This window comes from Thomasclavelia ramosa DSM 1402 (genome assembly GCF_014131695.1).
GTDB lineage: Bacteria > Bacillota_I > Bacilli_A > Erysipelotrichales > Coprobacillaceae > Thomasclavelia > Thomasclavelia ramosa.
The window spans coordinates 276,175-293,762 of the sequence record NZ_CP036346.1 but is presented as its reverse complement, the minus strand read 5'-3'; the positions used below and the strand labels follow the sequence as shown (position 1 = coordinate 293,762).

General features: G+C 31.4%; 18 protein-coding genes. 5 read left to right on the top strand and 13 right to left on the bottom strand.

The genetic code is table 11. The features are described 5' to 3' along the window. Positions 1-123: 123 nt before the first annotated feature. The 6 genes from EYR00_RS15700 to nrdD (EYR00_RS01315) form a co-directional block, all read right to left on the bottom strand. Positions 124-309, bottom strand: a complete 186-nt coding sequence (locus EYR00_RS15700) for a PTS sugar transporter subunit IIA (RefSeq protein ID WP_003535049.1) — start codon at positions 307-309, stop codon at positions 124-126. A 4-nt stretch (positions 310-313) separates the two neighbouring features. Continuing rightward, positions 314-1,921 (bottom strand): glucose PTS transporter subunit IIA, encoded by a 1,608-nt coding sequence (locus EYR00_RS01335; protein ID WP_232254041.1) that lies wholly within the window; start codon positions 1,919-1,921, stop codon positions 314-316. 2 nt (positions 1,922-1,923) lie between these two features. Beyond that, a complete protein-coding gene (locus EYR00_RS01330) occupies positions 1,924-3,393 on the bottom strand; it encodes a glycoside hydrolase family 1 protein (RefSeq protein ID WP_003535051.1) in 1,470 nt (489 codons plus the stop codon). A gap of 357 nt (positions 3,394-3,750) precedes the next feature. Continuing rightward, complete coding sequence (locus tag EYR00_RS01325) at positions 3,751-4,533, bottom strand: MurR/RpiR family transcriptional regulator (protein ID WP_003535052.1); 783 nt, start codon at positions 4,531-4,533, stop codon at positions 3,751-3,753. Positions 4,534-4,696: 163 nt separating this feature from the next. Further along, positions 4,697-5,224: an anaerobic ribonucleoside-triphosphate reductase activating protein gene (gene nrdG, locus EYR00_RS01320; RefSeq protein ID WP_003535053.1), complete on the bottom strand. Its 528-nt coding sequence runs from the start codon at positions 5,222-5,224 to the stop codon at positions 4,697-4,699. Between the two features lie 2 nt (positions 5,225-5,226). Beyond that, positions 5,227-7,386, bottom strand: a complete 2,160-nt coding sequence (gene nrdD, locus EYR00_RS01315; RefSeq protein WP_003535054.1) for an anaerobic ribonucleoside-triphosphate reductase — start codon at positions 7,384-7,386, stop codon at positions 5,227-5,229. A 342-nt stretch (positions 7,387-7,728) separates the two neighbouring features. Between nrdD (EYR00_RS01315) and nrdD (EYR00_RS01310) the strand changes: the two genes are divergently transcribed. Both nrdD (EYR00_RS01310) and nrdG (EYR00_RS01305) read left to right on the top strand, forming a co-directional pair. Next, positions 7,729-9,846, top strand: coding sequence for an anaerobic ribonucleoside-triphosphate reductase (gene nrdD / locus EYR00_RS01310; RefSeq protein ID WP_009299370.1), 2,118 nt, complete (start codon positions 7,729-7,731; stop codon positions 9,844-9,846). Next, positions 9,846-10,340: an anaerobic ribonucleoside-triphosphate reductase activating protein gene (gene nrdG, locus EYR00_RS01305; protein ID WP_003535056.1), complete on the top strand. Its 495-nt coding sequence runs from the start codon at positions 9,846-9,848 to the stop codon at positions 10,338-10,340. Before nrdD (EYR00_RS01310) ends, nrdG (EYR00_RS01305) begins: the two co-directional genes overlap by 1 nt. 23 nt (positions 10,341-10,363) lie before the next feature. Here nrdG (EYR00_RS01305) and EYR00_RS01300 read toward each other — a convergent pair whose 3' ends face one another. Next, positions 10,364-11,023 (bottom strand): cyclic nucleotide-binding domain-containing protein, encoded by a 660-nt coding sequence (locus EYR00_RS01300; RefSeq protein WP_003535057.1) that lies wholly within the window; start codon positions 11,021-11,023, stop codon positions 10,364-10,366. 81 nt (positions 11,024-11,104) lie between these two features. On the opposite strand from EYR00_RS01300, the gene EYR00_RS01295 reads away from it, so the two are divergent. Both EYR00_RS01295 and EYR00_RS01290 read left to right on the top strand, forming a co-directional pair. After that, the gene (locus EYR00_RS01295; protein ID WP_040434107.1) at positions 11,105-11,524 is read left to right on the top strand and encodes a DMT family transporter; all 420 of its coding nucleotides are present in this window, start codon (positions 11,105-11,107) and stop codon (positions 11,522-11,524) included. Further along, a complete protein-coding gene (locus tag EYR00_RS01290) occupies positions 11,521-11,979 on the top strand; it encodes a DMT family transporter (RefSeq protein ID WP_003535059.1) in 459 nt (152 codons plus the stop codon). The genes EYR00_RS01295 and EYR00_RS01290 overlap by 4 nt, the downstream gene beginning before the upstream one ends. 298 nt (positions 11,980-12,277) lie before the next feature. Here the strand turns inward: EYR00_RS01290 and EYR00_RS01285 are convergent, their stop codons facing one another. Beyond that, on the bottom strand, positions 12,278-13,609 hold the full coding sequence (locus EYR00_RS01285; protein ID WP_003535060.1) for an MATE family efflux transporter: 1,332 nt from the start codon (positions 13,607-13,609) through the stop codon (positions 12,278-12,280). Between the two features lie 201 nt (positions 13,610-13,810). Between EYR00_RS01285 and EYR00_RS01280 the strand changes: the two genes are divergently transcribed. Then, on the top strand, positions 13,811-14,491 hold the full coding sequence (locus tag EYR00_RS01280) for a PIG-L family deacetylase (protein ID WP_003535061.1): 681 nt from the start codon (positions 13,811-13,813) through the stop codon (positions 14,489-14,491). 9 nt (positions 14,492-14,500) lie between these two features. On the opposite strand, the gene EYR00_RS01275 is transcribed toward EYR00_RS01280, so the two are convergent. From EYR00_RS01275 to EYR00_RS01255, 5 genes are all read right to left on the bottom strand, one after another. Further along, the gene (locus EYR00_RS01275; protein ID WP_003535064.1) at positions 14,501-15,358 is read right to left on the bottom strand and encodes a MurR/RpiR family transcriptional regulator; all 858 of its coding nucleotides are present in this window, start codon (positions 15,356-15,358) and stop codon (positions 14,501-14,503) included. A 524-nt stretch (positions 15,359-15,882) separates the two neighbouring features. Then, positions 15,883-16,065: a hypothetical protein gene (locus EYR00_RS01270; protein ID WP_003535066.1), complete on the bottom strand. Its 183-nt coding sequence runs from the start codon at positions 16,063-16,065 to the stop codon at positions 15,883-15,885. Positions 16,066-16,167: 102 nt separating this feature from the next. Then, entirely contained in the window at positions 16,168-16,812 is a 645-nt protein-coding gene (locus EYR00_RS01265) for a PTS sugar transporter subunit IIB (protein ID WP_003535068.1), read from the bottom strand. 22 nt (positions 16,813-16,834) lie between these two features. Further along, positions 16,835-17,137: a PTS sugar transporter subunit IIB gene (locus tag EYR00_RS01260; RefSeq protein WP_008792406.1), complete on the bottom strand. Its 303-nt coding sequence runs from the start codon at positions 17,135-17,137 to the stop codon at positions 16,835-16,837. 11 nt (positions 17,138-17,148) lie between these two features. After that, complete coding sequence (locus tag EYR00_RS01255; RefSeq protein WP_003535071.1) at positions 17,149-17,466, bottom strand: PTS sugar transporter subunit IIB; 318 nt, start codon at positions 17,464-17,466, stop codon at positions 17,149-17,151. Positions 17,467-17,588 lie beyond the last annotated feature (122 nt).

Genomic DNA, 17,588 nt, shown 5'->3' with positions numbered 1-17,588 from the left:
GGTAAACTGATGAATGATATGCTCCCTTCTAAGTAGACAAGTAAATTAATGACTTGTCACCTAGGAGGGAGCAGTTCAGAACAACTCTTTACCTGCTTTTTATCTAGATGTGTTTATTTAGTTTTAGTTAAAATCAATATTTAGTGTTTGGCCTAACATAACATCCTTATTGATATCCGAATTTAAGCGAGCATCCGGTTTATTTAAAAAGATTACTGAGGTAGTTGAATCGTAATGTTTACTAATTTCATTTAAATCAAATGCTAGCAGGACATCACCTTTATTAACTTTTGCGCCTTGTTTTACCATTGCTTCAAAATACTTCCCCCCCTAATTCCACAGTATCAATACCTACATGAATTAAAAGCTCTACTCCTGATTCCGATGTGATTCCGATTGCATGATTAGTTGGAAATACTGCGTTTACTGTACCATTAAACGGTGCAATAACTTTTCCTTCTGCCGGAATAATTGCAAACCCCTTTCCCATTACTTCCTTTGAAAAAGTTTCATCATTAACATCACTTAGTGAAATTAATTTTCCTGCTATTGGAGAAATTATACCATTTGTTTCAACAATCTCGTCTTTTTCAGTTTTCACAAGAAGCATTGCAATAACAAAAGACGATATAATACTAATCAAGAAAGCAATAATTACATTTGTAACATTTACCTGTAAATAAATTGGTAAACTAACAATACTACTAGAAGCAAATGCTGGCAGTTCAAAACCGGTCATCGAAATAAATGCACCACCCAGTGCTCCACCTAAACAAGCTGATATTAATGCTTTTCTATTGTGGATAAGAACTGTATATAAAGCTGGTTCTGTGATTCCTAAGACAGCTGATATACTTGCAGAAGTTCTAATTGTTCTTTTTTCTTTATTTCTTGTTTTAAAAATCATTGCGGCAACTGCACCAAATTGACCCATTGTAGACATCATCATTGTAGGAAGCAAGAAATCTCCTCCGCGTTCTGCCAAATTTTGAAAAATAACAGGGGTAAATGCCTGATGCATACCTGTAATTACTAACAATGGTCTAATGAATGATAAGATAAATCCCCCAATAAAGCGATTAAATGTAAATAGTCCTCCCACACAATATGAAATAAGTACACCAACATAGTTACCTAGAGGCCCTAACACAACCAGCATTAATGGAGCCATAATTAAAAGTGAAATTGTTGGAGTAAAAATTACTTTTAGTGCATTTGGCATTATTTTATCTACATAACGATATATATAAGATAAAATCCATACTGACAAAATTACCGGTACAACTGAACTAGCATAATTAATCAAAGGTACTGGTAAACCAAAGAATGATAATGATGCTTCTGTATCAGCAACAAGAGTTGTAAAAGTCGGATGAATGAGAGTAGCTGCTAATACAATTGAAATCATTCGATTCGTATTAAAAATCTTTGATGCTGATGCTGCCAACAAGATTGGTAAGAAATAAAATGCAACATCTGCCATCATATTAAATACGATAAAGACACCATTATCTTGAGGAATAATCTCAAATGCTTTAATTAATGCAATGATTGCTTTCAACATACCAGCACTAGCAATTGCAGGAATAACTGGCACAAATACACTTGATAATATATTTAAAAAGCTTTTGACAATTCCTTGTTTCTCTTTTTCTTCTAAATTATCTGCTTCAGAAAAATTGAAATCTTTTTCAATCGTCTGATAAATTTCACTTACCTGTGGTCCAATTACTACCTGTAATTGTTCATTTTTAAACTGCACTTTTAATACATCTTTTAAAGCCTCTAGTTTTTCAATTTCTACTTTAGTATTATCTTTTAAATTCATGCGTAAGCGAGTCATACAGTGCATGATATTTTTTACATTATCTTTACCACCTACATACGCAATGATTTGTTTTCCTAATTCTGTATAAGTCATGATCATTCCCCCTGATTATTTTCTTTTAAAATATTTCCATTTGATTTAATAAACTCTTTCATCCAGTAAAATGATGCTTTGGGATATCTCTTTTTAGAGCCATTTCCTTTATCGTCCATATCCACATAGACCCAGCCATAACGTTTTTTCATCTCACCAGTGCTTAGTGATACTAGATCGATGCCTCCCCACATGGTATATCCTAAAACTGGTACCCTATCAATTTCTACCGCCTTTTTTATTTCTAAGAAATGGTCATTTAGATAATTGATTCTATATGTATCGTTTACAAAATTATTTTCATCCGGTTTATCGACTTCGCCCAAACCATTTTCGACAATAAAAATTGGTTTTTGATAACGATCATACACTTCATTTAACACATATCGTATACTAACTGGATCAATAGGCCATCCCCAGGGTGTAGATTTTAAATATGGATTTTCACCGAATGGTAATGCGATGATTCCTAATTTATCGTCTTTCCCAATCGTTGTTGATCTATAACAGCTAAATGAATAAAAGTCTAAGGTTCCTTCTTTTAAGATTTCTTCATCATTTTCTTCCATTCTTATAGTCACCTTATATTCATCCCAGAAACTTCGTGCAAAGCTTGGATAATAACCTCTAAGCATTACATCTGAAAAATAGAATAGTCTTCTCCTTTGTTTCATCCATGCAAGTTGATCATCAGGATGACACGTTTTAGGATACGATGGACTAGTTGCATACATTGCTCCTAACATTGCTTTTGGCATAATTTTTTTTGCTAAAATTTTAGCCCTGGCACTGGCGATAAACAAATGATGAATTGCCTGCCAAGTAGTTTGAGCATCTGAATTTCTTGTACCCAGATGCGAGAATCCTTGAAGTACATTAAGTTCATTAAACGTAAGCCAGTATTTGACTTTTCCTTTAAACCTTTCAAATAACGCATTACATAACTTTTCATACAAATCAATCATTATTCGATTAGACCAGCCATCATATTTATTAGCAAGATATAAAGGAAGCTCATCATGGCAAATTGTAATCATTGGTTCAATATTGTATTTTAAACATTCATCAATGACATCTTCATAAAACTGTAAACCTTCTTCATTCGGAGTTTTTTCCTCACCAGTAGGATAAATTCTTGTCCAGCAGATTCCAAATCTCATCATTGATAATCCCATTTCTGCTAATAACTTAATATCCTCTTTATAGTGATGATAAAAATCAACCGCATTATGACTAGGATAATAAACATGATCGTGAATACACCCTACTGCACCTTCTGGAAATGATTCTCTATATGCAACTGAACCTAACGTTCCATCCGGCAATCTGTATGTAAGCCTTCTAGGGGTTGTGTACGAACCATCAGTCACAATGTCATGTGTAATGAGTCCTCTTTTTCCTTCATTAAATCCACCTTCATATTGAAAGTCTGCACTGGCACTTCCCCAATACATTTTAAATGGATAATTCATATTTTGTCCTCCTGTACCTGTCTTATCACACTGTTAGTATAATAAAAAAAATCACTTAATCTGTGATTTTTCACAAGCTGGCACACTGTTTCAAAACATGAAACAAAAGCTTACCTTTAATAACTATTTGTCATTTATTAAAAAAGAGATAAGAATATGTTGATCAAGTCCTTAGCTATTGAGCGCTTGATCGTCATACTATTATATCCTCACTCTCTTTTAAAAGACTTATATTTTCTTAGACTATTCCACTGATTCTCATATGAACAGGAAAATAAAATCAAGGCTTTTAAGCCTTGGATTTTGTTATTTATGAAACACATTTAACTACTCTTGCTTAAATCTCTTACTTTATCATCAATAATAATTATCAGTATATTTTTTATGATAAATAAGCGAAATAAGATTAGAATACATCTCTAATATAACGGACGATGAATAACTAAATTCTTCAGATAATTCAATATATTTATGAACAAAAGGAAAATGTTTTAACTTATTTGCAGTTATCATATATATTTTAGGACCATTTTCTCTATCCATAACACTCAAACGATCCAGCACTCTTTCTAAAAATCTTCCCCCGGCACTAAAAATAATAATCAGATTTTGATCATCTAAAGTCTCCAGCATTTCTCTTTGTTCATTTGGATCCTGTGTTGAATAAATGAATTTATGTAAAATCGTTAAATAATATTGAAGGGAAATAGCCGGAAAACTAGATTGAACATGTCCCATTAAAACTACTCTCTTATAGTCATGAATATCTTTAACTAACTCTTCGAGAGTGTCCGTATCCATATTTTGATTTAAATAATTAATTATTTCTTTAGAACGTTCGAAATAGTTCACAACATAATCTTTGGTTGTAACACCATCAATATGAGAAAATCTTTCTGCAATAAATGAGTTATATGTTGCAATCGCATATTGAAGCTCCATAAAATCCTCATACCCGATTTTACGACAGAAGCGGCTAATTGAAGACTTTGATACATTACAATTATCAGCTAATTCTTTAGTAGTAATTACCTTTCGCCTATCAAGATTTTCTAAAATATACTGTGCGATAATAAAATTCATTGAATTTGATGATTCTCTATTGATTACATTTAATAATTGAATCCTTATATTACTCATAAAATATCCCTTAACCTTTCCTTATATTATAAGATATCTTGATTCTAATTACTAGAAAGAAAAATTTGAGTTTCATTTTTTCTTGAAATCATCTATTTAAATATCTCGTAGATATGTCTTCAACACTTAAAAATATTACTTATGTAAAAAAGGTATGATATGGTCATACCTCTTTATCATTTTTATAATAACGGCTATCTTGATATAAAATAACCTCATCATTAGCTAATGATTTTTTTACATCTATTAATCGTTGATTTGAGGATCCACGGAATCTTAATTTACGATCCTTCAATGCTTCAACAAACGGTCCATCAATTAAAACATCTAAATATGATAAAATCTCAACATCAAAATCTTTGATTTCTTCATATAAGAAAGAAGAATATAACCAGATTGTCTTATTAGGACATTGTTCCTTAAGATGTTTTAATAAAATGGAAACATCCTGGCGATTTTCCAACTCTAATGGTTCACCACCAAGAATCGTGATTCCTACGATATGCGGCTGATTTACTAATTTAATTAAAATATTTTCAGTTTTTAAATCAAATTTATTCCCGCCAGTAAAATCCCAAGTTTCGGGATTAAAACAGTTTGGACAATGTCGTTTACAACCTTGAACATATAAAGATACCCTAATTCCTTCTCCGTTAGCAATATCCGTTTTTCGAATTTGAGCATATCTCATCGTTACTCACCATAAAGATGATTATCTAAGTGAACAAAACGTTCAGCAATTTCTTGTGTTCTACCTTGATTCCAGAAATTATCACCTAAATAACCACAAGTACGACGACAAACATTTAAAGTTTTATGATTACGATTTCCACAATTTGGACAATACCATTCCCGATTTTCATCTAGTAAGATTTCGCCGTCAAATCCGCATTCCTGACAATAATCTGATTTTGTATTAATCTCTGCATATTGAATTGTGTTATACATATAGTCAATCAACGCTGATAAAGCATCTAAATTTTCTGACATATTAGTGACTTCAACATAACTGATTGCTCCGCCAGAAGATACTTTTTGGAATTTTGCTTCAACTTGCAGTTTATCAAAAGCATCAATATGTTCTTTAACATTAACATGGTATGAATTTGTTAAATAATCCTTATCAGTAATTCCTTCAACAATTCCAAAACGTTTCTTTAATGCTCTAGCGAATGTATATGTAGTTGATTCTGCTGGAGTTCCATATAAACCAAAACCTAATCCTGTTTCTTCTTTCCAGCTGTCACAAGCACTTCTTAAACGTTCCATGATCTTTGTTGCTAACTCATTTCCTTCTTTAGAAGTATGAGTTTGACCAATTAAAGCTACAACACATTCATATAAACCAATATACCCTAAGGAAATTGTTGAATACCCATTTTCCAAAAGCTTATCAATTGGTTTCCCTGACTCTAAACGAGCTAAAGCTCCATAACGCCAATGAATCGGGCTAACATCTGCTAGTGTTCCTTTTAAACTTTCATGACGTAACATCAAGGCCTCTTTACATAATTCTAAACGTTCATCTAAGATTTTCCAAAAGTTATCTAATTTATGATTAGCTGACAGACCAGCATCAGCAAGATTCAATGTCACTACTCCTTGATTAAAACGACCATACCACTTGTATTCACCATTTTCATCTTTCCATGGTGATAAGAAACTACGGCATCCCATGCAAGGGAATACTTGTCCCTCATAGTTTTCACGCATGATCTTAGCAGAAATAAAATCTGGCATCATTCTCTTTGAGACACATTTAACTGCTAAATCCGTTAAATAACGATACTTACTATCTTGCGGTACATTATTATCATCAAGAACATATAAAAGTTTTGGGAAAGCTGGTGTCACATAAGCCCCAACAGGATTTTTCATTCCAATAAATCGTTGTTTTAATGTTTCTTCAATTAGCATTGCTGTTTCTTCAATATATTCAGGTTCTTCTCTTAAATACATAAACACTGATAAAAATGGTGCTTGTCCATTAGTAGTTGAGAAAGTATTAATTTGATATTGAATCGTTTGAATTCCGGCTTTAATTTCATCTTGTAGGCGTGATTTAGCAATCTTAATAATTTGTTCTTCACTATAGTCAATTCCAATCAAACGACCTTCATTACGAACATTTCGTTGGTGCTTCTCATAACTTAAACGCACATATGGTGATAAATGAGCTAATGAGATAGTTTGTCCACCATATTGACCATTAGCTACTTGTTGTACGATTTGAGTTGCCACAGTACAAGCTGTTTGTAATGATTTAGGTGTTTCAATCAACTTATCATTAATAACTGTTCCTTTAGCAAACATATCCTTTAAATTGACAAGATCGCAATTATGCATTTTTTGGATATAGTAATCCATATCATGGAAATGAATGATTCCATCATCATGTGCCTGAACAATTTTAGGTGGTAATAATAGCCGCCGACAATAATCTTTTGAAAATTCACCAGCAATCAAATCTCTTTGAGTTGCTAAAACTGTAGCATCTTTATTTGAATTTTCTTCCATTGCTTCTTTATTAGTTTGGTTTACAATTCCATATATCTCTTTGTCAATCGTATTTGTTTCTCTTTGAAACTCCCGAACTTTACGATATCCTTCATATGCTTTAGCAGTTAAGATTTGTCCTTTTTCAATTAATTTTTCAAAAACTTGTCCCTCAATTCGATATATCGAAATATTATTATCACTGAATTGATGCCAGTTTTCTATCTCTACAGCAATATCATGAGCACATTTAGAATCAACGATCCCGCTTCCGCACTGCATTGCTTTTAAAATTGCTTTTTCAATTTTTGAAGCATCAAACTCAACGCTTTGCCCATCTCTTTTAATAACTTTCATTCTGTTCCCTCCTAAAAATCTCTTTTATTATGTTAACACTAAAACTTTTTTTATAAAAATAATACGCATCATCACCTCATTAAAATATTCAATTGGCAATGCACACAAATATTAATTATAACTGATATTTATATTAATTTCTCTAGTTTTTTTCAATTTTAGAAAATTAGTAAATTATCTATTTTGATACATCTAGTACTATCATCATCTAACAAAAATAATTGCTATTTTCCTAAAATATCAACAAAAAATATTTGTTTACTACTAATAGAGCATTTTACTTTTCAAGTCGATAATTCTCTAATATACTAATTTACGAAACTTATTATGGAGGACAAAAGAATGTACGTAATCAAGAAAGATAATACTAAAGAGCTTTTTAATATACAAAAAGTTGTAACAGCAATCAATAAATCTGCGACACGCTGTTTATATAAATTCAAAGAAGGTGAAGAAGCACAAATTTGTGATTTTGTTGAAGCCCGAGTTAAAGATTTCAATAGCAATGAAATTACTATCTCTCAAATGCACAATGTTGTTGAAGGTGCTTTAGATGCAATCAACCCTAAAGTAGCAAAAAGCTATCGTGATTACCGGAACTACAAACAAGACTTCGTGGCAATGTTAGATGAGGTCTATAAAAAATCACAATCAATCATGTATATTGGAGATAAAGAAAACAGTAATACTGATAGTGCTTTAGTATCGACCAAACGAAGTTTGATTTTTAATGAATTAAATAAAGAGTTATATAAAAAATTCTTCCTTACGACTGAAGAACTACAAGCTATTCGTGATGGTTATATCTATATTCATGATATGTCTGCCCGCCGTGATACAATGAACTGCTGCCTTTTTGATGTTAAAAGCGTTCTTGAAGGTGGATTTGAAATGGGAAATCTTTGGTATAATGAACCTAAAACTCTAGACGTAGCTTTCGATGTAATTGGTGATATTACTTTATCAGCAGCTAGTCAACAATATGGTGGTTTTACTGTTCCTAGCGTTGATTTATTATTAGAACCATATGCCATCAAGACTTTTGATTTATTTTATGAAAAATATCTAAGTTTAGGATTAGATCCAGAAACTGCTTCAAAAGTAGCTGAGGGTGATGTTTTAAATGAATTTAGACAAGGGTTCCAAGGATGGGAATATAAATTTAATTCAGTTTCATCCAGCCGAGGTGACTACCCTTTTATTACAATGACGACAGGAACAGGAACTGGCAAATTTGCGAAAATGGCTTCAATTGAAATGCTTCATGTTCGTCGACGTGGACAAGGAAAAAAAGGAAATAAAAAACCGGTTTTATTTCCTAAGATTGTTTTCTTATATGATGAAGAACTCCATGGCGAGGGTAAAGAACTTGAAGAATTATTTGAAGCAGCAGTATTATGTTCAAGCAAAACAATGTATCCTGACTGGCTCAGCTTATCAGGTGAAGGATATGTAGCTTCAATCTACAAAAAATATGGAGAAATCATCTCTCCAATGGGATGCCGGGCCTTTTTATCACCTTGGTATCGTCGAGGAGGAATGCATCCTGCTGATGAAAATGATACTCCCGTATTTGTAGGACGCTTTAATATTGGAGCGATCAGTCTCCACTTGCCTCTTATTTATGCTAAAGCAAAACAAGAAAGTAAACCTTTCTTTGATGTATTAGATTATTATTTAAACTTAATTAGAAAGTTACATTTACGAACATATGATTATCTTGGTGAGATGAAAGCCTCTGTTAATCCTCTTGCTTATTGTGAAGGAGGCTTCTATGGTGGGCATCTTGGTCTACATGATAAAATCAAACCTATTTTAAAATCTGCTACTGCTTCTTTTGGAATAACTGCTTTAAATGAATTAGAACAGTTAGCACATAAAAAATCATTAGTTGAAGATGGTTCATTTGCTTTAAAAACAATGGAACATATTAATCAAATGGTTGAAAAATTCAAAGAGGAAGATGGTCGTTTATATGCTATTTATGGGACCCCAGCAGAAAACCTCTGTGGTCTTCAAGTGCAACAATTCCGAAAAAAACATGGTGTAATTGAAAACGTTAGTGACCGTGATTATGTCAGCAACTCTTTCCATTGTCATGTTTCTGAAGAAATTAGTCCTATTGAAAAACAAGATAAAGAAAAACGTTTTTGGGACTTATGTAATGGCGGTAAGATTCAATATGTCAAATATCCAATCGATTACAACATGCAAGCTTTTAAAACCTTACTTAAACGTGCAATGAGATTAGGCTTTTATGAAGGTGTAAATCTATCATTATCCTATTGCGATGATTGTGGCCATGAAGAATTAAATATGGATGTTTGCCCAAAATGTGGAAGTAAAAACTTAACAAAGATAGATCGGATGAACGGTTATTTATCATATTCACGAGTTAAAGGGGATACGCGTTTAAATGATGCAAAAATGGCAGAAATTGCAGATCGGAAATCAATGTAATGAATTATCATAATATAACAAAAGATGATATGTTAAATGGTGAAGGGCTCCGAGTAGTTCTTTGGCTTTCAGGATGTACCCATCGATGTCCGGGATGTCACAACCCTCAAACATGGGATGTCACTAGCGGTATTCCTTTTGATGCTGAAGCTAAAGCTGAAATCTTTACAGAACTTGATAAAGATTACATTTCTGGAATTACTTTCAGTGGTGGTGATCCGCTCCACCCTTCCTCAATTAATGAAGTTGGTCAATTGATTAAAGAAATTAAAGAACGTTATCCTGATAAAACAATTTGGCTATATACCGGTTTCCAATTTGATGATATTAAAACGATTGATTTTATCAAAAATATTGATGTAATCGTTGATGGGCGCTTTGAAATTACCCAATTAGATCCTCAATTACATTGGAAAGGTTCTGCAAATCAACGTGTAATTGCAGTAGGCCCAACACTTGCTTTTAATACAATTATTCTTCATGACGATAACTAGGATGGCCATAGCCACCCTAGTTTTTATATATAATACAAATCCTGACCTAATGCTTTTAATGCACTTTCATCCGTAATCAAGTAATTGCCTCGTTTAACCTTACAAAGATACCCACACTGACAAAAGTCATTTAAGACTCGCTGTAACTGACGATAACTGCACCCGATCATTTCTGCTACTTGAACAAAATTATCCTTAATGATCAATTGTTGAGCACTCGAAATAAGATATGAAGCTAAACGATTTTCAACTGGATAATTAATTGAAATAGCAGTATTATGATTAGCATGATATAGCCGATTTGAAAGTGTTCGTGCTAAATAACGCATAAATATTAAATCATGTAATAAAATATCTTCATATTGCGCCACTGATATTCTAAAACAAACTGTATTTTTGAGTGCGTAAACATCATTAGTGACTTCATGATGATTTAGAAATTCAACTTCTCCAGTAACTGTGATTGGATTAGAAAAAGCTGATAAAACTGTTGTTCCATTCGCAGTCGTTCGACAGCTTTTAATTCTTCCAGATACAAGAATATATAAATATTCTAATATCTGCCCTTGATGTAATAGATGTTCAGCCTTAGAAAACTCACATAATTCAAGATACTGATAATTATCATCACTCATCATCTGCTCAACTTTAAGCAAATTGATATAATACTCTCGATTTTTCATATATATCACCACCTTAAATATGACATATGTCGTATTTAAAAGCAATATCTTTTCTTTATAATAAATTTGGAGGTGTTAACTATGTATTTATTATTATCTTTTTTATGTGGTTTAATCGTATCGACCATGAATATTTTTAATGGTCAACTATCTGCCCACTGTGGTGTTTATCTAGCAACCGTTATTATTCATTTGATTGGTTTAATTACTTTTACCTTGATCATGTTTTTAAAAAAGCAAGAAATTTCCTTTAAACATCATTTACCCTTTATTTTATACACCGGCGGAGTAATTGGTGTACTAACTGTAATTTTTAATATTATCGCTGTCAATAATATCGGTGCAGCTTTGTTAACAGCATTAGGCTTACTGGGTCAAATGATTATTTCTATCATCCTAGAATCTAAAGGCTGGCTAGGGTCATTAAAAAGAAAACTAACACCACTTAAATGGTTAAGTTTAATAATTGTCACAATTGGAATTGGAGTGATGGTTAAATGATTGCAATAATATGTGCAATAGCTAGCGGTATGACTATTGTTTTAAGCCGTTCCATAAATGGATATTTAGCAAAAAAAATCGGTCCTTATCAAAGCACTTTCTTTAATTACTTTACTGGTTTGCTTACTAGTTCAATTCTCTTATTTTTTACCCTGTTACCAGCATTCAAAAACATTTCATTTACAAAGATAGATCTAATAATGTTAGTTGGAGGAATAATTGGTGTCTTTAATGTTCTAATTTTAAACATCGTCGTTTCCAAAGTTACTCCAATCAAGCTAACTCTAATTACTTTTATCTCTCAATTACTTAGTGGAATGATACTAGACTATTATATCTATCACGTCTTCACCCTTAACAAATTGATTGGTTGTATTATCGTCATTATTGGATTAATTATATATCAATCTGCTGATATAAAAGTCATTTCAAATGAAGAAATTAATTCTATCTAATAATTTTCCTAATTATTTTAGATTGTCGTTGACAATCTTTTTCATGATTTTATTCAAATATTCTAACTTAGCTTTTTCATATATCTAACACATTTGTAAAAAACAGACCATTACTATATTGAGATCATAAAATCCTCATAATTTCCTTATAAAAAATTCAAAATGATAACTACAAGTAATAACATACCGTTCGCTTATATTTTCCTTTGTACTTCATTCTCCTATAAATTAAATAGCTATCTCTTTTTATCATTTCTCTCACCTCATATAGTATATTTTGTAAAGATAAGCAAAAAAATTAAAATAATAATTTCTTATTTAAATAACGAATATAAATGACACACATGATAATCGATGCCATAGAAGCAATAGGCGATGCAATCCCCATATGAAATAAAGTAATTCCGCTCAATTTACTAATTACTAAAGTTAATGGAATTCTTAAAATAAAGGTTGCCAGCAAACTATGAAGCATCGTAAAAACAGTATATCCACCACCATTTAAATAACCATTATAACAAAAGATAAAACTTGTACATAAACAATCAAAAGAATATGTTTGTAAATATAAAGCCGCATTTTTAATTACTGCCTGGTCACTAGAAAAAATTCGTGTGAAAATACTTCCATCAAATTGACAAACAACTGTCACAATCAATGAAATCGAAAGACAAAAAGCAATCCCATAACGCATTGATTTATACGCTCGTGAATACTGCTCGGCCCCAAAATTTTGAGCTGTCATCGTTGCAACAGCATTACCTAAGGCAATTGCTGGTAACATTAAAAATTCAATCAATTTTTCAACAACTCCAACAGAAGCACTAGCAACTAACCCCATACCATTGACGATTACCGTAATCAACAAAAAAGAAATACCAACTAAAGCACTTTGCAAGCCGATTGGTAACCCAACTTTTGTGATTTTCGCAATCATCGGAAGATTAAAACTAATATCTTGGCGATTAAACTTAAAACCTAATCCTTTATATTTTAGATAGATCAATGAAAAAATAAAAGCTCCTGCTTGTGCTAATACCGTTGCAATAGCAGCTCCCACTGCTCCCATTTGATAGCTATCTACCAAAATAAAATCTACAATAACATTTATTACACACGCAATTGCAACAAATAAAAGAGGTGTCTTACTATCACCTAAACCTCTTAAAATAGCACTAACTGCATTATATCCTACAATAAAAACAGTTCCTAAACTACAAATATATAAATAACTTCTAGTTGCACTGATTGCATCGTTAGGTGTATGCATTAATCCTACAATCTGATGATTAGTCAAAAATAATATAATTGAAATAGTCACAGCAATCATAGTAAACAACACAACTGAAGAACCCACTGTTGCAGCTAATTCTTTTTCCTTTTTAGCTCCAAAAAATTGTCCTAATAATACTGTGATCCCTGTTGTAAACCCAAGGATCAGGTTAGTTAGCATCGCCATTGTTTGACTACCGATAGAAACTGCTGAAACATCACTTGTTGTAGCGAAATGCCCCACCACAAATAAATCAGCAGCTCCGTATAATACTTGTAATAAGTTTGATAACATGAAGGGAATTGCAAAGAGCATCAAACTTTTAAAAACACTTCCATTTAATAATTCATCATTCATATTTTCCTCCTAAAAAAAGCTGGATAAAATAGTGGTTTGACCCACTACCTTATCCAGCATAATTTCTTATACCCTCCGGTAAGCAAGAAGATTTTACCAAGTTTGCCCTTAACTGTCAAACTTTTTATTTATTTAGTTTCTCTTAAGCAATATTAAGAAAGGTTTAATTTTATTAATTGAATAAAGTGGTACAATTCAAGTATGAAGAAACTACTAATAATCTGTTTAGTCCTCCTAACAGGATGTACTAACGCAAACGCAAAAATAAATAAAATCGAACATCAAGATATTTTTGATCAAGTCCAATTAAGTGATTATCAAAATGTTATGATCGTAGCTCATCCTGATGATGAAACTATTTGGGGTGGAATGCATTTACTAAAAGATAAATACTTGGTTGTCTGCCTAACTAATGGTGATAACGAAATACGTTCTAAAGAATTTAAAGAGGTGATGAAAAAAACACAGAATACCGGACTTATTTTAAATTATCCTGATAAGACAAATGGTAAGCGGGATAATTGGAAATCATCATATCAAAAAATTGAAGACGATTTAAATTATCTTTTATCGAAACAACATTTTAATCTCGTTGTTACTCACAATCCTAAAGGTGAATACGGCCATCAGCATCACAAGATGACAAGTGCAATTGTTACAAGTATTGCTAAAGATCTAGCAATTACTAATAATTTAAAATATTTTGGTCTTTATTATCGAAAAACTAACCCTATCTTGCCAATGAAACCAACCTTTGATGATGATCTTACCAAACAAAAATTAGAATTAGCAGATTGTTACTCCTCTCAAAAGAAAGTCTGCCATAACTTAGGACATATGTTCCCATATGAAAACTGGATCAGCTACGATGAGTGGCATTGATCCAGTTTTTTATCTAATATTTGTTTTATCAATCAAACGATAGTAATCTAACTTTCGTTCAAGATTCTCTTCATAATTTAATTCAAAGTAACAGGTATATAAAATATCAAAAATATATAAAATTGATAATCTAGTTGAAAAAGATGAAATTTTTTTATAATGATTTTCACCAGAGCTAATATATAGGTGATGATCTGGTTTCACTTCTTTTATAGGATAATTATATGAGGAAATTAAAATAATTGGTGTTTTCCGTTCCTTCAAGATTCTAAATAAGATATCTGAAATAATTCCTCTACCGCTATATGAAACAATAATCGCTAGATGTGAGTTATCACTAGAAGCAGCCTGAAGTCGTTGTTGATATTCATCAATCGGCACATTTATACTCACACCAATTTCCTGCATTTGAAATTGAAAGTTTTGTGCAAAGTAAATATTTCCAGCTGATGTATATACATCAATGACTTGAGCCTTTTTCATTGTTGAAACGACTCGCTTAAGCTGGTCTAAACTAAATAAGTTAGCAGTAGAACTTAAGGTTTGTTCATAATCTTCTTTTAGCTTATGAATAATTTCATAATGTGTCTGAAATTGCTTAACAGGAAAATTAAAGTCAAAATTCTCTGTACTTTTTAAATACTCTTCTAAAGAACTAGTGATTTTTAGCTTCAGATCAGCAAACCCTGATAATTCAAGCTTATCACATAAGCGATAAATCGTTGCTGTTGAGACATAACAAACTGTGCTTAAATCTTTTGCAGTCATTTTTAAAATACGATCTGGATGCTCTAAAATATAGTCTGCAATGATTTTTTCATTATTCGATAGAACTTTACTATTCTTTAATTTCATTAATATATTCATCTTTATTCACCACTTTTATTTTACAATAAACAATACCAAAAAACAGTATTATTTATGTTTTAATATGATGCTAAAAAACTAAATTTAATACTTAGTTTCTTTTATTATCACTATTTTTAATTCTTAAAGCTAATAATTCTAATAAAACATATTCTTAAGTTTGTTCAACTTTAATGATTTTAAAATTAAGGTACTGTAGCTCTTGACCAAACGATTTTATTACCTGTTTTTAATAGTTCATAATTAAGCAACAAATCATTATAAATTACAATTACTGGTGATGAAAGAATACTCATGATAGCTTGTATCAATAAAGCTAAGCGTTTTTTGTGTTCCTTCAGGAATACGACTCAAATGTACACGTTCAGCAAGTGGTAATGATAAAAATTTTACTTCACCAGCAAAGTTATTACAACCTGTTAATAACTGTCCCTATTCCCACATTTAAACCCTGTAGCTAAAATAAAAATACTAATGATTAATATTTTACAATATGTTTATTGTATTTGCATTTTAAAATTTGTTTAAAGTTTATACCACTTATCCCCCTCAATAAAGGATGAATAGACATAGCCATTATCAAACACTCCAAATATAGAAATCGCTATACAATCAATTTCTAAAAAATGTAACAGTACTATATTTAAAACATCATAAATACCTTGAATTATAATACTATCCTTAATAATCCGCTTTTCATAAATCATCAATAACTCTTTCCCATATAGATGGTAATCAATAAAATTCTTATTATTATCCTGATATACTAATAAATATAAGGTAAGATTATTAGTGTTTTTATTAATAATTTACGGTGATAATTTTATTATTGTTTTATTGTTATTTACCTTATCTAATAATAGTGATTCTTTGATAAACTCAAATAATTTTAAACAATCATAGCTTGCAAATATTAGCGTTGGAATTTTTAAAACTAATTTATTAGGTAGTATTTTTTGTATCCTTGCACATTGGTAAGATATTTGTGGAGCTAAGAGCAGAACATCAAAATCCAATGCTGCTGCCAAGACCTTTTCCCAGCCAACTGCTTGAAATTGATAATTCAATTCTAATAATTCTGCCGTTTGGCTAAGTTTTTCAGCAAAATAACTAGTCGTCAAACCGCTAGAGCATGATAATAAAATTTTTAAAACAGGTTGTTTGATCGTGTTATAAATACATTCTATCATCTCTTCAAAAAGTCTTTTAGCGTGTCCTAAATTTTGCATTTGAAAATGAATATAAAATTCTAATTTATTGTCATTATTATTCATGACACAAAGCTCAATAATATTAAAACGATTAAAGGTTACACGACTTAAACTATTTTCAGCTTCAATAAGTATAATATTGGAATCATTATCATTGAAATACAATTTATAATCCTTACTAGTTTGTAGTAAGATCCATTTTTTTAAATACTCTACATAAAGCTCGCTTAAAAATTCATCCATAAAATTATCTCCTAGAGACAAGCTATTCGTTAATGATTTCAAGCGCTCGTTTTAGCACATTGGCACCATTCATCATTCCATAATCACGCATATTAATTACTTCTACGGGAACTTTACCCTCAGCGGCTTTTTGCAGACCTGTTAACTGGTGCCTAACTTGTGGCCCCAACATAACAATATCCCAATCTAATAAAACTTTTTCCGCCTGCGTAAACCCCATTGCTGTGACTTCTAATTCAAGCTGTTGTTCTTTTGCCGCTTTTTCCATCTCTCGAACAAGTATACTCGTTGACATACCAGCATTACATACTAACAATATTTTCATCTCATTCACCCCTATTTATTATAAAAATCATCGTACATTTTAAGCGCTGCAGCTAATACTTTCTCTCCATTCATCAATCCGTAATCACGCATATCAATAACATCAAACGGAATCTTCCCTGCTAATATTTTCTTAACATTAGGAATAACATAACGAACTTGCGGTCCTAACAGTAATACATCAAATTCGCCTAAATGCTGTTCCAATGTTTTTTCACCAATCGCTTCAACACTGACTTCCAGTCCTCTATTATCGGCTTCCTCTTTCATCTTGTTCATTAATAAGCTGGTAGACATCCCTCCAGCACATGCTAACATAATTCTAATCATTTTCTTTTCCTCCTTGACTCCATTGTAAAAACTATTTGGATATAAAAAAATCGTTTTCTATTAAAACGAATTTTTCTTTTAATATATTGCCCTATTTACATAAAAATTATGAGAAATTTATT

What these genes read in the sequence shown, in the direction of transcription:
- EYR00_RS15700 (WP_003535049.1), bottom strand. Translation starts at nt 309, where the DNA reads ATGGTAAAACAAGGCGCAAAAGTTAATAAAGGTGATGTCCTGCTAGCA.
- EYR00_RS01335 (WP_232254041.1), bottom strand. Translation starts at nt 1,921, where the DNA reads ATGACTTATACAGAATTAGGAAAACAAATCATTGCGTATGTAGGTGGT.
- EYR00_RS01330 (WP_003535051.1), bottom strand. Translation starts at nt 3,393, where the DNA reads ATGAATTATCCATTTAAAATGTATTGGGGAAGTGCCAGTGCAGACTTT.
- EYR00_RS01325 (WP_003535052.1), bottom strand. Translation starts at nt 4,533, where the DNA reads ATGAGTAATATAAGGATTCAATTATTAAATGTAATCAATAGAGAATCA.
- nrdG (WP_003535053.1), bottom strand. Translation starts at nt 5,224, where the DNA reads ATGAGATATGCTCAAATTCGAAAAACGGATATTGCTAACGGAGAAGGA.
- nrdD (WP_003535054.1), bottom strand. Translation starts at nt 7,386, where the DNA reads ATGAAAGTTATTAAAAGAGATGGGCAAAGCGTTGAGTTTGATGCTTCA.
- nrdD (WP_009299370.1), top strand. Translation starts at nt 7,729, where the DNA reads ATGTACGTAATCAAGAAAGATAATACTAAAGAGCTTTTTAATATACAA.
- nrdG (WP_003535056.1), top strand. Translation starts at nt 9,846, where the DNA reads ATGAATTATCATAATATAACAAAAGATGATATGTTAAATGGTGAAGGG.
- EYR00_RS01300 (WP_003535057.1), bottom strand. Translation starts at nt 11,023, where the DNA reads ATGAAAAATCGAGAGTATTATATCAATTTGCTTAAAGTTGAGCAGATG.
- EYR00_RS01295 (WP_040434107.1), top strand. Translation starts at nt 11,105, where the DNA reads ATGTATTTATTATTATCTTTTTTATGTGGTTTAATCGTATCGACCATG.
- EYR00_RS01290 (WP_003535059.1), top strand. Translation starts at nt 11,521, where the DNA reads ATGATTGCAATAATATGTGCAATAGCTAGCGGTATGACTATTGTTTTA.
- EYR00_RS01285 (WP_003535060.1), bottom strand. Translation starts at nt 13,609, where the DNA reads ATGAATGATGAATTATTAAATGGAAGTGTTTTTAAAAGTTTGATGCTC.
- EYR00_RS01280 (WP_003535061.1), top strand. Translation starts at nt 13,811, where the DNA reads ATGAAGAAACTACTAATAATCTGTTTAGTCCTCCTAACAGGATGTACT.
- EYR00_RS01275 (WP_003535064.1), bottom strand. Translation starts at nt 15,358, where the DNA reads ATGAATATATTAATGAAATTAAAGAATAGTAAAGTTCTATCGAATAAT.
- EYR00_RS01270 (WP_003535066.1), bottom strand. Translation starts at nt 16,065, where the DNA reads ATGATTTATGAAAAGCGGATTATTAAGGATAGTATTATAATTCAAGGT.
- EYR00_RS01265 (WP_003535068.1), bottom strand. Translation starts at nt 16,812, where the DNA reads ATGGATGAATTTTTAAGCGAGCTTTATGTAGAGTATTTAAAAAAATGG.
- EYR00_RS01260 (WP_008792406.1), bottom strand. Translation starts at nt 17,137, where the DNA reads ATGAAAATATTGTTAGTATGTAATGCTGGTATGTCAACGAGTATACTT.
- EYR00_RS01255 (WP_003535071.1), bottom strand. Translation starts at nt 17,466, where the DNA reads ATGATTAGAATTATGTTAGCATGTGCTGGAGGGATGTCTACCAGCTTA.